This is a genomic window from Alcaligenes faecalis, from assembly GCF_009497775.1.
Classification (GTDB): Bacteria; Pseudomonadota; Gammaproteobacteria; order Burkholderiales; family Burkholderiaceae_B; genus Alcaligenes; species Alcaligenes faecalis_D.
The window spans coordinates 422,935-439,861 of sequence record NZ_CP031012.1 but is presented as its reverse complement, the minus strand read 5'-3'; the positions used below and the strand labels follow the sequence as shown (position 1 = coordinate 439,861).

The following is a 16,927-nucleotide window of genomic DNA, read 5'->3' as shown; positions in this document are numbered from 1 at the left end:
TTCCCCCTCACCCCATTACCATTGGTACCCTACGCCCACCGAGCCACCGTAATCACCACGGGAAGAGCCCGCGACGTTGCCCTTCAGGACCCAGCTACCGCTATCGGTCACCGTAGACAAGCCCATGGCGTAGCCACTTTCACCACGCCATACACCACCAGCGACGGCGAACATGCTCTTGCCTGGGACATAGGCTTGCGGCAAACCTGCCGTCGCCATGGCCGCTGCCACACCCGCACTCGCCCGGTTCTCCACCTTGTCGATACGACGGTCCAGATGGTTGAACTGGTTAGTGATGTTGGATGTTGCCTGGCTCAACTGACGCACGTTGACGGCATCTTGCGGTGCCTGACCATCGGCCAGATTGCTGATGGTCTTGTCGTGCATGTCGATACCCTGCTGATTCATGGTTGGGCCATCGACAATCTTCACTTCGTTGGTAGTGACGGACTTGGCCACCACGCTATTGACCTTGATGTCCTGCGCCAAGGCTACCGTCACGTCCGTACCGGAGCGCGAGATCTCGATGTTGTCGCCATTCAGGAACTGCACGGTGGACTTGGGGGCCACCTTGCTGGCCGTATCGCCATTGGTCTGAATGTTCCAGCCCGCGCTGGCCAGCTCGGTCACGTTTTCTACCTTGGTATTCAAGCCACCCAAGGCATCGTTCACGTTGTTGTAGGTTTTATCGCCTACATTCAACTCCGTAACCAGCTTGCCGTTCTCGAACTTGGAACCACCACCCATGCCGCTGGCAATACTTTCACCCATATCGTGAATCTGGCTGCCATTGACTGCATCGGTACTGGTGGCGGAGATATCACCACGCGCCACATTGGTGATACCCGTGCCCCCCGTGCGGCCGCCGTCGGTAGACTCGGTGCCGGCCATGGTGACCTTGCCGTAGTTAACTGACTGATCCGGGTTCAGGTCGTACTTGACGGCACGATCCACCAGATTCTGGGTTTCACCCCGCACCAGATCCAGCTGTTCTTCGGTTGCGGCACGACCACTCTTGGCAAAGTTCGCCCCCGTCAGAGTACGGTTGCTCAGGCCCGTGATGTCATTGTTCGTTGCCGACACCACCACGTTGCCAGCCCGCAGCCCGGCATTGCTCAAGGCAATGTTCGTCCCGATGGCAAAGCCCAGATTGTTCATGACCACATCAGGAGCGCCACCCGTGCCTTTCACGGTCACGCTCTTGAGGTCCAGATCATCATTCAAGGCAATGCTCAAGGTATCGGTGCCGTTGCCACTGGTGCTCAGATTGCTATTGCTGCCCACAATCTTCAGCGTCTCGCCCAGATCCCGATGCACCGCCGTGCCGGTGCTGCCCGCAAAGTTCATGCCCTTGGCGGTCAGACCATCATCACGGCCTTCCAGCTGGCTGACGTTCACTGCATCAGTCGGTGCAACGCCTTTGGCCACGCCGGTAATCTTCTGATTACCAGCATTGATGCCCTGGTCATTGATCACCACATTGAAGGCGGTCAGACCGGCATTGGTCAGATTGACTTGCCCGATCGTCAGGCCGGTATTGCCCAGAATGACATCAGGTTTGCCTGTGGCACCCTTGACCTTCACTCCCGCGGTCGTCATCTCGGTATCACCCGTGGTGACGCTGGTCAGTGTCAGATCATCATTCAGAGCCACTTGCACCGTATCGCCGCCCACCGTAGAAGTAGTCAGGTTGGCATTGCTGCCCTTGATGGTCAGCGTCTGGCCCAAATCACGATGTACGGCTGTGCCGCTTTGTGCAGCAAAACCCATGCCCTTGGCAGTCAAGCCGCCTTCGGCTTCCGTCAACTGGCTCAGATTCACTGCATCGGTCCCTGTGGTTCCCTTGGCCACATTGGTGATCTTCTGGCTGCCCATATCAGCACCCTTGAAGAATGGGGTTTCGGCAATCTGAACCTGCAACTGACCGTTCAGGACCTGAGTACGCAGGTTGGCACCGCTGTAGTTACCCGCGGTCGTCGCCCCACCCAGAATCTCCAGGCGTTGTCCCAGATTCTTGTGAATCGTCGTATTGCTGTTACCGCTGCTGAAGTTATTGCCGCTGTAGTTGGTCCCCAGTGCCGTCAGATCTTCGTCCAGCTTGATCAACTGAGCGACGTTCACCGCGTCAGTCAGATCCTGACCACCAGCCAGATTGGTAATACGGCGCTTTTCTGAACCATTACCGATCGACACCACGCCTTGCCGGGCTTCCTGAGTCACCGCGCCGGTATAGCGTGCAGTCGAGGAGGTGTAAGCCGCGTTAGTCACCGCCCCCGAACCCAGAGCCACCGCACCGCTTGCCGACACCGTCGCACCCGCACCCAGGGCCAGACCCTGGACGGCGTTTTCATTGGCAATCGCACCCTGACCAAAGGCCATCGACTTCTCGGCGGAGGCTCGTGCGTCTTTACCCCAGGCCTGAGACCCGGCTGCCAAAGCCTGGGCATTAGTACCCAGAGCCGACGCATCCACGCCTTCGGAAACGGCCTTGAAACCCAACGCCAGGCCACCATTCTCTTTGGCATTGGAGCCTGCGCCCACGCTCATCGCCCCTTCGCCGTGCATGATGTGTTCGATCAAGCCATTGGGACCTGTTTTTTCTTCGATCCAGCCTGCCTTGGCCTTGTCACCCACGGCAACGGAGCGGAAGCCATCAGCCTCGACCCCCGAACCGGCACCCACGGAGTTGCTGGCACGGGTCTTGCTGCCCTGGCCCAGGGCCAGAGAGTTACTGCCAGCCACAAAAGCCTGAGAGCCCAAAGCCACTGACTGACTGCCCGAGGCCTTGGAGCCACTCCCCATGGCCACGCCCTGCGATGCGCCGCGATCAACACTGGAGCTGGTACCAATCGCAATACCATCGACCGCTTCATCGTAGGCATTACGTCCGAAGGCCAGACCGCCTTCCTGAGTTACGCGGGCACGTTCACCAAAGGCAATCGCACCACGGGTCTGGTTTTGGCCATCCCCCATCACTTCGGCCTTGTAACCAATGGCTGTGGAGAAGTTGGCGGTATCAGCCACACGAGCCTCATGACCCAAAGCCATGGAGCTTTCCGACTCAGCCGAGGAGCCACTACCCACTACTGTCGCGCCCCGAGCCGAAGCCTCGGTATGAGAGCCCAACGACGTGGTGTAGTCGGCCTGTTGCAAACCACCGGCAGAGGAGTTCAAACCAATGGCCGTTCCGCCCACACCGGAAGCCCGCGCCACGGCACCGATGGCAATCGCATCATTACCCGTTGCACCGTTATTGTTGACGTTCGGATTCTGGGTCGAGTTCACGCTGACGTAGCGTTGGCGGTTGGCAATCAGCGTGGACTCCAGGCCATCGAGCTGACCTTTGGTGACCGCATCGTCCACATCCACGCCCGCTGCCAGATTCGTGATCCGTACCGGACCGCCGGTACTGCTGTCCAGGTCAATCAAGGTGCGGTCGGCATTGGAATAGGTCACGGCAGACAGCCCGCCGATCATGCCGGCTACACCCGTACGCATGGCCTCAAAGGCGGAGCCAATCGAGGTGTAGGTATGGTCATTGCCATTTTCGTCTTTGATGACAAAGGATGGGCCGGTAATCACCCCATCGCTATCCCATTTCAGATTGCCACCCACGATGGACTCAAGGTCCGTATGCAGCACCTTCAGCTGGCTGACGTTGACCGCATCCGTATCCAGTCGACCCGCTGCCACATTGCTCAAGCGTCGCTGAGCATCAGTAGTACCGAAGGACACACTGGAGGAGGCCAGATAAGCACCCGTTGGCGCACCATAGCCCAGACCTGTTGTTTCTACCGAATGGGCATTGGCACCAATCGCCACACTATTGGCATGCGTGACACGCGCCTGATCACCCAAGGCAATCCCACCTGCCGCCGCTTTAGTCGACGTACCTGCATACACCAGCGCTTTATTGCCGATGGCGATACCGCCGATGTCATAGTCCACCACGGTGGCCATCGAGCCCATGGCCACCGAGCCGTCCGCACCCGAGCGGGAGCGGTCACCCACTGCCACGGCATTGGAGGCTTTGACGGGCGGAGCAACCGGAGTACCAGCGCCTGTTTCGCCGGGCAGGTTATTGGCACCGTAACCAATGCTGACCGTACGGTCCCCCACCACTCGGCTACCAGCCTCACGGCCAATGGACACAGTATCGTCGCCGGTAATATCGCCACCCGACTTGTAGCCCAGCGCGACGTTGTAGCCACCCAGTACGCCCCGACCGGCTTCACCACCGACAGCAACCTGACCAAATCGGTTGCCAATCACCGGGGTTCCCGCGTTCACACCGGCGCCTTCACCAATCGACACACCGGATTCCGTATTGCTCAAGGCGCCCGTACCAATCGCGACGGACTTGATGCCATGGGCCTGAGCACCGGCACCGCCCGCAAAAGAGAGGCTGCCCGTGGCGGATGCACCGCTACCGACCGCCGTGGAACTGCCCCCAGAGCTATGTGCACCTGCACCCAGCGCCGTTCCTGACACCGCCATGACGGTTGCACCCGCGCCCACCACGGTCGAGGATGTCGCATCCTGCCAGACGGTTGTTCCCTGACCGATAGCCACTGACTTATCTGCCAGCAAGCCCACATCCGCACCGGTTCCCAGGGCAATCGCCCCGCTTGCCTTGGCAAGAGCCTTATTGCCGATCGCAATCGTGTCATCGACTTCCAGGGGGTCCACCGCACTGCCTGCGCTATTGCCAATGGCCACGTTATTCTTGCCTTCCAGACGCTGGCCAGCGCTATTACCCATGGCAATCAAATCACTGCCCTTGCTGGCGGCACCCGCATCGCTACCAATCGCAATGCCGTTTTCCACGGTATTACCCGTGCCCGAGCGTGCACCCAAAGCAATCGCTTCTTTACCGGCGGCCTCCGACTCCAGGCCTGCTGCCAGAGCAGCCTCACCCGTTGACTTCGCCTGTGGCCCAATCGCGGTGGAATCTGCTCCACTGGCTACCGAATCCGCCTTGGTGGATTTAGTGTGGAAATATTTGACACCATCACCCGAGTTCAAGGCCCCGTACAAGACTTTGCCCGACACAGCCTCGGTACTGGAAGCGTTCACTACGGCGTCAGCCAGGCCCGAGATCTTGTTGTTATTCACATTCACGGCACGCAGGCTCGTATTGCCGGTCGCCGTCAGGCTGACGGTATTGACGCCCCCCGCGTTGACAGCACCCACTACCGTGGCCGATTTCGCCGCCAGGTTTCCATCAATGACAGCACTGGGTGCCGTCAAGGTACCCGTAAACGTACCTGCTCCGGCGGACACACTGCCTGCCGTCAATTGATTGGTAATCGTGGCCGCATTCGCCTGCAAATTACCTTGTACCGTGGCCGAACCGGCTGTCAGCACGCCGGTAAATTCACCACTACCTCCCTTGACCAGGCCCGAGGCCGTCACGGAGTCCACGTTGAGATCAGAATTCAAAGCCACCGAAACCGCCCCGCCCGTTTGGGTCAGAGCGATGTTGCTGCCTGAAGTCAAAGAAAAGGCGCCACCAGGAATCACATGGAAAGGGGTCGCGCCGTCTACAGCCAGCTCCCAACCATCGGTAATTTGTGCCATGGCAGGTTGTGTCAATACCCCTGCACTAAGCAAGGCTAATGCCACGGTCCGCAAACGCAATCCCTGCACCCACTCCAGCACAGCCTGGCTGGCACTGGCACCGCTAGAGCTACGCTTGCCGCGCGTCTTGGTGTTTTCTGCAACAGCGACAAATGTTGCCGTTTGCTCGTTCCAAACCGACTTATAGATTCTGTTCATGATCTCTTCGCTTACAAAAGAAATTAGCCATAAGCCTTTCCCGATCACCTCTATCTCGCGCTGACGTAACAGAGTTTTCAGGCGCAACAAACCCCCTCGCCCCGTCTTGGCGATAATTTGAATTTGTTGTTCAGGAAATTCTTACCGAACCCTCATCCCTATTCGGATCGTTTTATTTTCTTACCGTTTTTTAATAATTACTTTTGAATTTCTACAGAAGCCGTTTGAATCACTGCAAAACAACATTTTATTAAATTCTTTATTTCATTTTTGTTTTAAATATTAGTACCGTTGCGCTGTCGGTAGACCGATGGAGACAGGCCGCTGTACTGACGAAATGCGGTGGCAAAATTGGCCGGATTCACATAGCCGGACTCGACCGCCACGTTGGTGACCGCCATGTCTGTTTGCCGGAGCAACTGCATGGCATAACGCATGCGGCTGGAGCGTACAAAATCGTGCACCGTCAGGCCGCAGCTCCCCTTAAAGAGCTCGTTCAGGCGGCGACCCGTGGTCCCAAACATCTCCGCCAGGCTTTCGGCCGTCAAGCAATCCGACAGATTGTCCCGCACGTACTGCTGCACCGCATCAACCAGATGATGTTGTGCTGGTGGTCTGGAAAACCCATCCCATCCCTTATTTTTATTGACCTCTCCCTTATTTCCCTCCACTTCCTTCAAACCCAGATGCAAACGAATACGCTCCATGACTAATTGCACATTGGTTTGGTACGCAATGAAATCGCGAGCTCCACTGCGCAAGGCCATGAGCTGACTGTCCGCACACGAAACCGCCGACATGAACACCACCGGGATAGAGGCAGTCTGGGGATTCGCACGCAACATTCGCATAAACGTATCGCCCCGCAAACGAGGCAAGTTGTACTCACTCAATACAAAATCCGGCTGCAAGGACTGGCAGCGTGCCAGGCCCTGCTGCGCATCCAGGGCAAAGCTGATACGGGCAAAACTAGTACGTAACAAAACCAGTAAATCGGCTACGCCTGCAGGTTCTGGAGCAATAACCAAAATATGAGCTTCAGACGAGACACACATAAGCAATCCACCTCTGGAGACAGACAAGTTTGTGTTGTTCCAAGCTGACGGTAATTCTAATAATTAAAAACGCTTATACATTAAGTCTCTTATTTTCTGACACTCTGCATTTCCATTTATTTCCACAACAAAAGTTACATTATTTCAGTTCATTTCCTTTTAAACCCATTAAACGCTGCCTTGAATGGCAATGATTCGAAAATCAGGCTTCATTACAATCAAATATTTGTCTTTTGTTTCAAATCAGTAAATTAAGCATCCAAACAATACGCAAACTCACAAATAAAAACCCCGCCGTAGCGGGGTTCATCGTCTCGAGCAGGGTTACAACTCAGGGATCAGGCGCAGCGGGCATAGCCTGCACGAGCCAACACACCCAGTGGGCCAATTTGGCGAACCAGGTCTATTTGCTCGGGAGTGCGCACATAAATGCAGCCTGCATACGACAGTGCATTGACCGAAATACCGTCTACCAATTCCATGCTGCGGGGCACCACTAACAACCAGCCCTGGCCTGCCAACATATTATGTGGCGGCAACAAGCCATCCTCTGCAGGCACCAGTCCCAATTCATTGCAGGCTGTGCGGTAGGAATTCAAAAGACTGATGCTTAAGGTGTCCGGGTCCTGCGTATCCTGTAGAAGCACAAAGCAGTGTTCAAAAGCCAGTGCAGGATGTTGATGCACACTGCCCGCAACAGCGTCAGCGGGGAGCTTGTCCAGATACAGGGCCAGTGAACCGTTGCTGTCCGCCTGTGGAATCCATTGAGTATGTTTGTGACGCTGGCTGGCACCTGCCGGACCACCGCCGTTATAAAAGCCCAGTCCGCCCTGCAAGGCCAGAAAGTCCGCCAGAATCCGGAAATCAATCTCACGCAGCGGGCTGAGCTGTTCGGAAAACACCTTGTCAGCCAGCACCAGATGCAGATCACAGACAGCAAACTTGTTCAGCACAATATTGTGCGTGCTGCTGGCATCGTCCACCGTCAGAGCCGGAGCCGGTGGCAGAAAAGGATTGAAGTTGGGGTCGCGCGGTCCACCTGGAATCGAGACGCTGGCCGCATCCTTGGCCGCCAGAGTGGATACCCAACGCACAAAAAATGTCAGCCCTTGATCCTGCATCAGCTCTTCCTGAGCTTGCACGGGCAACAAGTCACCGCTGGCCAGCGCGGCCTGGCTCAGTTGGTCCAGGCGTTGCAAAATTTCCTTGCTCACGTCGTCTCGCTCCTCATTTGAAGTTGTATAGTGACGCCTTATTGTAGGCAAGAGACGCGAATAAACGCGCATTGCTGCCTAGTCCGAATTTTCCACCATCCCTATCAGGAGTACTCCATGTCCGGTATCCGCCGTATTGCCAGCCCACTGCCACTGCCCTTCTCGCGTGCCACCATGGCTGGCGGCTTTCTGTTCCTGTCCGGCCAGATTCCTTACGACGCCCAAGGTGAAGTGGTGCGCGGCTCCATTCAGGACCAGACCCACGCCGTGTTTGATCGCCTGATCGAAGGCCTGGCTCTGGCAAACGCCACCCTGGCTGATGTGGTCAAAGCCACTGTCTGGTTGTCCGATATGGCCTTGTTTGCCGACTTCAACAAAGTCTATGCCGAGCGCTTTGGCGACACCCTGCCTACCCGCTCGCTGGTTGAAGCCAAGCTGGCCAAAAGCGTAGACGTAGAAATCGAAGTGCAGGCCTGGCTGGGCGATCGCGCCTAAGCAGCCTTAAGGCCGACGGGCCGTCACACAAATTAACGCTGCCCGGCCCTGGCTATGGCACACTGAATTCCCCTAGTCCAAGGAGAATCCTGATGCGTTTTTTTGCTTCGGCCCGTCACATTTTGCTGGCTTGTTCTGTCTTAGGTCTGGGCATCAGCAGCAGCGCCTATGCAGCCAATACTGGCAAAACCGCAGAACCGACTGCGATCAAACGCTATCTGGGCGACTCGGACATGCCTTTTTCCCGCGCCGTGCAGGCCGGGGACTTTCTGTTCCTGTCGGGACAAATCCCGCTGAACGAGAAAGGCGAAATCATACGCGGCAGCATTGAAGATCAAACCAATGCCACGCTGGACCGAATTGAAGAGACCCTGAAGCTGGCGGGTGCCGACTTCAGCCATGTCGTCAAAGCCACGGTCTATCTGTCCGATATTGCCTTGTACGAGCAATTCAACAAAGTCTATAAAGAACGCCTGGGCAGCAACTTCCCGGCCCGCTCTTTGGTGCAGGCCAAGCTGGCTGGCGGTGTGGATGTGGAAATCGAGGTTCAAGCCTGGATGGGGGCAAAAACCAGCCCCGCCAAGCATTGATGCAGGCCACTTACTATAGGCAATTCGATATAAGCAGCACGCTTACAGCCTGACTATCTTGTATGGCACACTAGCACCCTTAGCCAGACCCTTTACCCGCGCCAGGCTTGCCGCCTGGCGTTTTCGTGCCTTTACGGAAACTCTCATGATCTACGCGATTACTGCCCTTTTCGCCTTTCAGCTATTAGGCGAGATCCTGGTGCAGACCCTGTCCTTGCCGCTGCCAGGCCCTTTGGCCGGCATGCTGCTCCTGACTGCCGCCTTGCTGATTCGTGGCGGCGTACCCAGCTCGCTAGAGAGCACGGCCAGTGTCATGTTGCAGAACCTGATGCTGCTGTTCATCCCCGCTGTCACCGGCGTGATGTTGTATTTTGATCGGGTGGCTGATGAGTGGCAGCCCTTTTTGATCGCCACCCTGGGCGGCACCGTCATCACCATGGTGGTCACCGCCGTGGTGCTCAATCGTCTGCTTAAAAACCGCCAGGAAGAAGAATAATGACGGACGGACTTTTTCAAATCTGGGTCTTTCTGGCCAGCACGCCCCTGCTGTGGCTGACCTTGACCTGCTCGGTCTACGCAGGCTCGGTCTGGATGTACCGCAAATCGGGCAGCAGCCCCTTTTTGCTGCCGATTCTGGTCTCGGTCGTTGTGATTGTGGCCCTGCTCCTGCTGACCCGCACGCCCTACCCTGTCTACTTTGAAGGGGCAAAGTTCATTCACTTCCTGATTGGACCAGCAACCGTCGCCCTGGCTGTGCCGCTCTATAGCCAGCTGCGTCAGCTGCGCAAGATCTGGAAGCCACTGACTATTGCCCTGATGATTGGCTCGGTTACCGCTATCTTCAGTACGGTGCTGATTGCCTGGGCTCTGGGTGGTTCGGTTGAAACCATCATGTCAGTCGCGCCACGCTCGGCCACCATGCCCATTGCCATGGCGTTGGCAGAGCAATTTCAGGGGCAGCCTTCCCTGGCCGCGGTGGCGGTTGCCATTACCGGGATTGCAGGCACCATCATGGCGCGCCCGCTGTTGAACTTGCTGCGTATTGATCGCCCCGAAGCCCGAGGCTTTGCAGTGGGCGTGACAGCACACGCCATTGGCACCGCCCGCGCCTTGCAGGTTCATGAAACCATTGGCGCGTTCTCTGCGATTGGTCTGAGCCTGAACGGCATCATGACAGCCGTATTGGTGCCCTTCGTGCCGATTGTGTTGCGCTGGTTGGGCGTAGCCTGAGGCGATAAGCAGGAAAGCTGGCTCTAGCGCCACTCGTCTCGATAGACGAAGCGGGGCATCTGCCAATTGCGGTGCAGAGCCAGCATACGGAAACTCAAACCGATAATCATGGGGCCCAGCAGGGTCACATACGGGTTCCAGTCCAGGTGTTGGGCACCCAGGTACAAAGCGCCGGTCAGCATGGATACGCTGGCATACATCTCCTTGCGCAGCAGCAAGGGGATGTCATTACACAAGATGTCGCGCAAGACGCCGCCTGCACAACCGGTAATCATGCCGCTCAGCAGCACCACCGTAATGGGCAGCTTCATTTCCAGCGCGATCTGACAGCCAATCACGGTAAAGACCACCAGCCCCATAGCATCAAGCAACAGGAACAGGCTGTGCAAGCGTCGCATGATCGGGGCGATCAAAGCCGTGAGGATAGCCGCACCAGCCGTGATCCACAGGTATTCAGGATGCTGCACCCAGGTCAGCGGGTAATGCCCCAGGAGCACGTCCCGTACCGAGCCACCACCCAGGGCAGTGACACAGGCGATGGTACAGACCCCCACCCAGTCCATGTCGCGACGGCCAGCGGCCAGCGCCGCGGTCATGGCTTCTGCGGTGATGGCAATAATGTAGAGAACAAGTAAGAGCATGATATTTTTTAAGCATCAAGCTGTTGAATAAGGCCCCGATAACAACGCAGCATCAGCAAGCCAGGCACAGCAATAAAGACGGTACAAATAAAAAAGCCCGGCCAACCCAGGGATTCGACCAGCACAGGCGTCAATGGCCCGGCCAGATAGGTACGCCCCACTGCCGACAAGGCCGACAGCAGCGCAAATTGAGTCGCGGAATAGGTCCGATTACACAAGGCCATCAGCAAAGCGACAAAAGCCGCTGTGCCCAAGCCACCACACAGGTTTTCCAGACCGACCACAATGCCCATCAGCCACATGGACGGCGCGGTTTCAATCGCGATCAGCCAGTAGCCCAGGTTGGAGACAGCCTGCAAAATACCAAAAATCATCAAGGCCCGGTACAGCCCCAGGCGGGCCATGATCGCCCCGCCCATCAAGGCTCCGACCACCGTGGCGGCCAGACCAAACACCTTGTTGATCGTGCCGACCTCAGACAAGGTAAAACCGGCGGCACGAATCAGAAAGGTGGTGGACAAGGCGCCTGCAAAAGCGTCACCCAGCTTGTAGAGCACGATCAGCGCCAGAACGCTCCAGGCGCCGGGACGCGAGAAAAAATCTGCCAAAGGTGCGACCACAGCTTCGGACAAGCTGCGCGGTGGGCGGCTTTGCTCCTGCGGGTCTGGTGAAATCAAAGTCACCAGCGCACACAGTGCCATGAAGACACCCATCAGAAAATACGTGTTGGACCAGCCCAGCCAGCGATCGGCCAGAATCAGGGCCAGACCACCGGACACAATCATGGCAATGCGATAGCCCATGACCTTGACCGCCGCCCCCGCCGCTCGTTCGTGCGCTTGCAACACGTCCGTGCAATAGGCATCGAAGGCTATGTCCTGCGTGGCCGACAGGAAGGCCACCCACACGGCCAGCAAAGCCAGTGCCGTCAAATTCACGGAAGGGGAAAATAGGCCCATGGCCGCAATGGAGGCGGCCAGCAGTAACTGAGTAACCAGTATCCAGCCACGTCTGCGCCCCATGAACGGTGGCGCGTAGCGGTCAATCAGGGGAGCCCACAGAAACTTCAGCGTATAGGCCGAGCCAACCAGGGTCAGGAAACCGATCTCGGTCAGCGAAACATTTTCAACCGTTGCCCAGGCCTGCAAAGTGCCTGAAACCAGGGCCAGAGGCAGGCCGCTGGCGAACCCCAGAATCAGCAAAGGCAAGACTCGGGGACTGGTATAGACACGTGACACGTCAGGCCTTATTAGCGCTAAGCAGCAAGAGAATGGGGAGACTCGAAACGATACATGGCCAAGGTACTGCGCCAGCCCGGCAAAAAGCGCACCGTATCGCGACCATTGAATGCGGCACGATCAAGAATACGTACGCCCACAGCCTGGGCCAGATCCTGAAAGTCCTTCATGGTGCACAAATGGATGTTGGGCGTGTTGTACCACTGGTAAGGCATTTCGCCGGTAACTGGCATCCGTCCGCGCAAAATGCTCCAACCATGCGGCCAATAACCGAAGTTAGGAAACGAGACGATACCATACCGCGCCACCCGCGCCATCTCGCGCAGGATGTGCTCGGTATGGTGCATGGATTGCAGTGTCTTGGACAGAACAACGGTGTCGAACTGCTGGTCGCTGAACAGCGCCAGACCTTTTTCCAAGTCCTGTTGAATGACATTGACGCCACGGCGCACCGAAGCAATCACGAACTGATCATTCAATTCCACACCCGTTCCGACGACCTGACGCGTATCACGCAGATGCGCCAGCAAGGTGCCATCGTTACAGCCCAGATCCAGCACACGCGAACCTGGCTCAATCCACTGCGCAATGCGCAGCAAGTCCGGTCTTAACATGGCGGCATCCACCTGTGTTTGCGGCTTAGTCATTCTGCCAACACCCCTGTAGTGCGCGTGCGCGCAGGCAAGCCCAAATTAGCGGCGATCTGGTCATAGTATCCCTGCACAACGGCATGGTAACGAGGGTCTTCCAGCAAGAAAGCGTCGTGCCCGTGCGGGGCATCGATTTCGGCATACGTTACCTGACGCTGGTTGCGCAGCAAGGCCTGCACGATTTCACGCGAGCGCTCGGGCGAGAAACGCCAGTCTGTCGTAAACGACACCAGCAGGAATTTGGCCTGCACCTTTTCCAGCGCCTTGACCAGATCCCCCTGGTACTGACGCGAAGGATCAAAGTAGTCCAGCGCACGGGTGATGATCAGGTAGGTATTGGCGTCAAAGTAACGCGAGAACTTCTCGCCTTGATAACGCAAATAGGATTCGACCTCGAATTCCACGCCGTAGTTGTAGTGGTACTCACCGCCTTGGGCAGGGGCACGCTGATTGCGGCCAAACTTCTCGGCCATGACGGTATCGGACAGGTAAGTGATGTGGCCCACCATGCGGGCAACGCCCAGGCCAGCCTTGGGCACCACACCGTGTTCGTAATAATTACCACCATGAAACTGCGGATCGGACAAAATGGCGCTGCGGGCCACTTCGTTAAAAGCGATGTTCTGAGCCGACAGGCGCGGGGTGCTGGCAATGACCACGCAGTTTTCCACGCGTTCCGGGCAACTGATGGCCCAGCTCAGGGCCTGCATGCCGCCCAGGGAGCCACCCATGACAGCCGCAAACTTGCGAATGCCAAAGTAGTCAGCCAATCGGGCCTGAGCACGCACCCAGTCTTCTACCGTCAGAACGGGAAACTCGGAGCCCCAGGGTTTGCCAGTGGCGGGATTGATGCTGGACGGGCCGGTAGAGCCAAAGCAGGAGCCGATATTGTTGACGCCAATAACGAAAAAGCGATCCGTATCAACAGCTTTGCCGGGGCCGACCATATTGTCCCACCAGCCTGTGCTTTTGGGATCTTCGTCGTAATAACCGGCAACGTGGTGCGAGGCATTGAGCGCATGGCACACCAATACCGCATTGCTGCGTTCTTCGTTAAGGGTGCCGTAGGTTTCGACTGCCAGCTCGTAGCTGGGCAGCACTTGCCCGCTGCGCAGATGCAGGGGTTCGTCAAAGGCGATTAGTTCGGCATGTACAGGGCCCACGGAACCTTCGGGGATCAATCCGCAGGATGGGCTAAGGGCGCCAGCGTCGGCGCTAGGGACGGAATCAGTGGCCATCAGGACCTCTTTAGCTGGATTTATGGAGCGCCCGCAAGCGGATCAGGCAAATCGGCGCAAAACGTATAAGACAAAATTCTAGCATCGCTGCGGCGCGGCGTCCAAATCGACCAGCCGGGATCGATTCAGAACTCTGCGCAACGGTAACGTCAGAGAAAAGACAATGCTTTGATTTACATCATTATTTTCATGCACATTTGTCTGCCAGCTAAGCTAAATTTGAGTACATTGGCCCGACGTCTACCACGAATGCATGAGGAATGGCTTTACCGTGACGCATTTAACTTCACGCGAGCAGTCCTGCCTGAACTGGGCTGCCCATGGCAAGACCAGCTGGGAAATCAGCATCATCCTGGGCATTACTGAACGCACGATCAACTTTCACTTCCAGAACGCCTACGCCAAGCTTGGAGTCTATAGCCGCCAAGCTGCCATTACCCTGGCCTTGCAACAGCACCTGATCAGCGGCGATCCGGCTAGCGAGCTAAGCCGTCAAAGAAAACCTTTGCCTGAGCCGCGTCCGGGGCCTTCCCGGAATCCGTCATAACAAAGCCCTGCACCAGCCAGCCCGGCTCCATGCGTATCATGGCTTCCAGGCGCAAGGCCACACCGCCCACATCGCGTGTCATGAAAAAGACCTGTCCGGGTGGCGGCAGTTGTACCTGGCTTTTCTCGCTGACTTGCCCATCGGGTATGAACTTCTCGCGCAGGGACTCGTGCAGAGCCTCGTACAAGCGTTGGCGAGCGGCCTCGTCCTGTTGCAATTCCTTGGGCAAGATCACGTGACCCACGGTGTAGCTCTGCCCGCCTGCCGTGGCGGTAGTCAGGTAAAAATCCAGTTGATGCTGCTCGAAATCCAACAGTCGGTGGCTGGTCGTAGGCTTGCCGGGCAACATGGCCGACAGGCCTGTTTGTTCAAGCTGAACCTTGCGCCAGTTAAACTCCGGACTGCAGGCTGCCAACATCAAGAAAGCCGCCAGTACCGCGGTAATGCGCCTGATCATCATGGTGCTAATCCCATATCCCGTTTCATGCTTTTCATCGGCTGGCTGAACAGCCGCCTTATACTCGCCCTGCCCGATACGCCTTTTGGCGCACCTTAACAAAGCAAGTCTGGTCGGACTACTATTTATAGACGGGGCCAGGCCCCCTTGAACAGTCCCGTATCTTGCACCCGATTTCGAAAGTGGGAAACACCACCATGAACACCAGCCACGAACGCCGCCTTGCCCTGCAACAGAATCCCGATATTTTGACGGGAATCTTGCGCGGCATCGAAAAAGAAGGACTGCGCGTCGATGCGCTGGGCCAATTGGCAAATACCCCCCACCCGCAAGCGATTGGATCGGCCCTGACCAACGGCCATATCACGACCGACTACGCCGAAGCCCTGCTGGAACTGATTACCGAGCCACAAGCCCGGGTCGAGGACGTGCTGCAGGAGCTGACCGACATCCACACCTTTGTAGCCGGCAAGCTGGACCAGGAAATTATCTGGAACCAGTCCATGCCCGCGCTGCTGCCTGCCGAAAAAGACATTGCGATTGCCTGGTACGGCAAGTCCAACACCGGCATGCTCAAGCATGTGTACCGCCGTGGCCTGGCCGAGCGTTATGGCAAGCCCATGCAATGTATTGCCGGGGTGCACTACAACTTTTCCCTGCCTGATGGCATCTGGCCCTTGTTGAATGTCTGTGGTGACAATCTGCAAGACCAGCGCTCCAACGGGTATTTGGCACTGATCCGCAACTTCACGCGCTATTCCTGGCTGCTGATGTACTTGTTTGGTGCCTCGCCCGTGCTGGATGCGAACTTCCTGCAAGGCCGCAGCAACAATCTGGACAAGATCGACGACGACACGCTGACCATGCCCTGGGCAACCAGCCTGCGCATGAGCGATCTGGGCTATCACAACAAGGAAGCCCAGGCCGAGCTTCAGCTTTGCTACAACGACCTGGACACCTTTGTGATGCGCATGTATCACGCTGCCGTGACCCCTTGGCCGGATTACGAAAAACTGGGCACCCACCGCGATGGCGAGTGGATTCAGCTCAACACCCATATCCTGCAGATTGAAAACGAGTACTACTCCAGCATTCGTCCCAAACGCACGACCCAGCGCAGCGAGCGCCCGGCTACAGCCCTGGCCCAGCGCGGTGTGGAGTACATCGAAGTTCGCTGCCTGGATATAGACCCTGAATCACCCACCGGCATTTCCGAGCAATCCTGCCGCTTTCTGGATACGTTCCTGCTGTTCTGTGCCGTGCAAGACAGCCCCTTCTTCCCGGATGGCGGCTACTGCCAGGACAGCAAGAGCAACTTTGCGACGGTAGTACGCGAAGGCCGTCGCCCCGGCCTGATGCTGACCAATCAGCAAAAGGAAAGCGTCAGCCTGCAAGACTGGGGCCACGAGATTCTGGAATCTCTGCTGCCTTACGCACAAATGCTGGATCAGGCCCTGAATACCCAAGGCCACACCGAAGCCGTGCAAGCCCAAATCCGCAAGCTGGAGAATCCGGAGCTGACACCTTCGGCCCAATTGCTGAGCCGTTTGCGCGAAACCGGCTTGAGCTTTCACGACTACGCCTTGCAACGCAGCCGTGAGCATCACCAAACCTTGCTGGCCCACCCATTGCCTGCCGACAAGCAAGCTGCTTTCGAGCAACAGGCCAAAGATTCCCTGCAAGCCCAGATTGATATCGAAGCGCAGGATCAGGAGTCCTTTGAGGACTACGTCCATCGCTACGAGCGCAACCTGATTCCACCTGAAGTGGAAAACAGCTAAAGCAGCTTGAACA

14 protein-coding genes and 1 riboswitch are annotated in these 16,927 nt (G+C 57.0%); of the genes, 6 read left to right on the top strand and 8 right to left on the bottom strand.

The features are described from left to right. Window positions 1-15: 15 nt before the first annotated feature. The 3 genes from DUD43_RS01980 to DUD43_RS01970 all read right to left on the bottom strand — a co-directional run bounded on the left by DUD43_RS01980 (window position 16) and on the right by DUD43_RS01970 (window position 8,047). On the bottom strand, window positions 16-5,778 hold the full coding sequence (locus DUD43_RS01980; protein WP_153228931.1) for an ESPR-type extended signal peptide-containing protein: 5,763 nt from the start codon (window positions 5,776-5,778) through the stop codon (window positions 16-18). 275 nt (window positions 5,779-6,053) lie between these two features. Beyond that, window positions 6,054-6,833: a DNA-binding response regulator gene (locus tag DUD43_RS01975; protein ID WP_153228930.1), complete on the bottom strand. Its 780-nt coding sequence runs from the start codon at window positions 6,831-6,833 to the stop codon at window positions 6,054-6,056. 338 nt (window positions 6,834-7,171) lie between these two features. Then, window positions 7,172-8,047: an ATP adenylyltransferase family protein gene (locus DUD43_RS01970; protein WP_153228929.1), complete on the bottom strand. Its 876-nt coding sequence runs from the start codon at window positions 8,045-8,047 to the stop codon at window positions 7,172-7,174. A gap of 117 nt (window positions 8,048-8,164) precedes the next feature. Between DUD43_RS01970 and DUD43_RS01965 the strand changes: the two genes are divergently transcribed. From DUD43_RS01965 to DUD43_RS01950, 4 genes are all read left to right on the top strand, one after another. Next, window positions 8,165-8,542, top strand: coding sequence for a RidA family protein (locus DUD43_RS01965; protein WP_153228928.1), 378 nt, complete (start codon window positions 8,165-8,167; stop codon window positions 8,540-8,542). Between the two features lie 92 nt (window positions 8,543-8,634). Then, window positions 8,635-9,132, top strand: a complete 498-nt coding sequence (locus DUD43_RS01960; protein WP_153228927.1) for a RidA family protein — start codon at window positions 8,635-8,637, stop codon at window positions 9,130-9,132. Window positions 9,133-9,277: 145 nt separating this feature from the next. Then, window positions 9,278-9,628 (top strand): CidA/LrgA family protein, encoded by a 351-nt coding sequence (locus DUD43_RS01955; protein ID WP_153228926.1) that lies wholly within the window; start codon window positions 9,278-9,280, stop codon window positions 9,626-9,628. Beyond that, window positions 9,628-10,362 carry an LrgB family protein gene (locus DUD43_RS01950; RefSeq protein WP_153228925.1) on the top strand — a complete coding sequence of 245 codons (735 nt, stop codon included), beginning with the start codon at window positions 9,628-9,630 and terminating at the stop codon, window positions 10,360-10,362. The genes DUD43_RS01955 and DUD43_RS01950 overlap by 1 nt, the downstream gene beginning before the upstream one ends. A 23-nt stretch (window positions 10,363-10,385) precedes the next feature. Here the strand turns inward: DUD43_RS01950 and DUD43_RS01945 are convergent, their stop codons facing one another. The 4 genes from DUD43_RS01945 to metX form a co-directional block, all read right to left on the bottom strand. Beyond that, window positions 10,386-11,003 (bottom strand): trimeric intracellular cation channel family protein, encoded by a 618-nt coding sequence (locus DUD43_RS01945; protein WP_153228924.1) that lies wholly within the window; start codon window positions 11,001-11,003, stop codon window positions 10,386-10,388. Window positions 11,004-11,011: 8 nt separating this feature from the next. Continuing rightward, a complete protein-coding gene (locus DUD43_RS01940; RefSeq protein ID WP_153228923.1) occupies window positions 11,012-12,241 on the bottom strand; it encodes a muropeptide transporter in 1,230 nt (409 codons plus the stop codon). Window positions 12,242-12,258: 17 nt separating this feature from the next. Then, window positions 12,259-12,888 carry a methionine biosynthesis protein MetW gene (gene metW / locus DUD43_RS01935; protein WP_153228922.1) on the bottom strand — a complete coding sequence of 210 codons (630 nt, stop codon included), beginning with the start codon at window positions 12,886-12,888 and terminating at the stop codon, window positions 12,259-12,261. After that, a complete protein-coding gene (metX, locus tag DUD43_RS01930; protein ID WP_153228921.1) occupies window positions 12,885-14,129 on the bottom strand; it encodes a homoserine O-succinyltransferase MetX in 1,245 nt (414 codons plus the stop codon). The genes metW and metX overlap by 4 nt, the downstream gene beginning before the upstream one ends. Next, window positions 14,119-14,197: riboswitch (SAM riboswitch) on the bottom strand. (Overlaps the previous gene by 11 nt.) Window positions 14,198-14,400: 203 nt before the next feature. Between metX and DUD43_RS19315 the strand changes: the two genes are divergently transcribed. Beyond that, on the top strand, window positions 14,401-14,676 hold the full coding sequence (locus DUD43_RS19315) for a response regulator transcription factor (protein WP_009462666.1): 276 nt from the start codon (window positions 14,401-14,403) through the stop codon (window positions 14,674-14,676). Here DUD43_RS19315 and DUD43_RS01920 read toward each other — a convergent pair. After that, a complete protein-coding gene (locus DUD43_RS01920; protein WP_153228920.1) occupies window positions 14,606-15,136 on the bottom strand; it encodes a hypothetical protein in 531 nt (176 codons plus the stop codon). The two genes, DUD43_RS19315 and DUD43_RS01920, sit on opposite strands and share 71 nt — an antisense overlap. Before the next feature lie 194 nt (window positions 15,137-15,330). Between DUD43_RS01920 and gshA the strand changes: the two genes are divergently transcribed. Beyond that, window positions 15,331-16,914, top strand: coding sequence for a glutamate--cysteine ligase (gene gshA, locus DUD43_RS01915; RefSeq protein WP_153228919.1), 1,584 nt, complete (start codon window positions 15,331-15,333; stop codon window positions 16,912-16,914). Window positions 16,915-16,927 lie beyond the last annotated feature (13 nt).

Excerpts from the sequence above, each read along its gene's own strand:
- DUD43_RS01980 (WP_153228931.1), bottom strand. The coding sequence starts at position 5,778 with ATGAACAGAATCTATAAGTCGGTTTGGAACGAGCAAACGGCAACATTT.
- DUD43_RS01975 (WP_153228930.1), bottom strand. The coding sequence starts at position 6,833 with ATGTGTGTCTCGTCTGAAGCTCATATTTTGGTTATTGCTCCAGAACCT.
- DUD43_RS01965 (WP_153228928.1), top strand. The coding sequence starts at position 8,165 with ATGTCCGGTATCCGCCGTATTGCCAGCCCACTGCCACTGCCCTTCTCG.
- DUD43_RS01960 (WP_153228927.1), top strand. The coding sequence starts at position 8,635 with ATGCGTTTTTTTGCTTCGGCCCGTCACATTTTGCTGGCTTGTTCTGTC.
- DUD43_RS01955 (WP_153228926.1), top strand. The coding sequence starts at position 9,278 with ATGATCTACGCGATTACTGCCCTTTTCGCCTTTCAGCTATTAGGCGAG.
- DUD43_RS01950 (WP_153228925.1), top strand. The coding sequence starts at position 9,628 with ATGACGGACGGACTTTTTCAAATCTGGGTCTTTCTGGCCAGCACGCCC.
- DUD43_RS01945 (WP_153228924.1), bottom strand. The coding sequence starts at position 11,003 with ATGCTCTTACTTGTTCTCTACATTATTGCCATCACCGCAGAAGCCATG.
- metW (WP_153228922.1), bottom strand. The coding sequence starts at position 12,888 with ATGACTAAGCCGCAAACACAGGTGGATGCCGCCATGTTAAGACCGGAC.
- metX (WP_153228921.1), bottom strand. The coding sequence starts at position 14,129 with ATGGCCACTGATTCCGTCCCTAGCGCCGACGCTGGCGCCCTTAGCCCA.
- DUD43_RS01920 (WP_153228920.1), bottom strand. The coding sequence starts at position 15,136 with ATGATGATCAGGCGCATTACCGCGGTACTGGCGGCTTTCTTGATGTTG.
- gshA (WP_153228919.1), top strand. The coding sequence starts at position 15,331 with ATGAACACCAGCCACGAACGCCGCCTTGCCCTGCAACAGAATCCCGAT.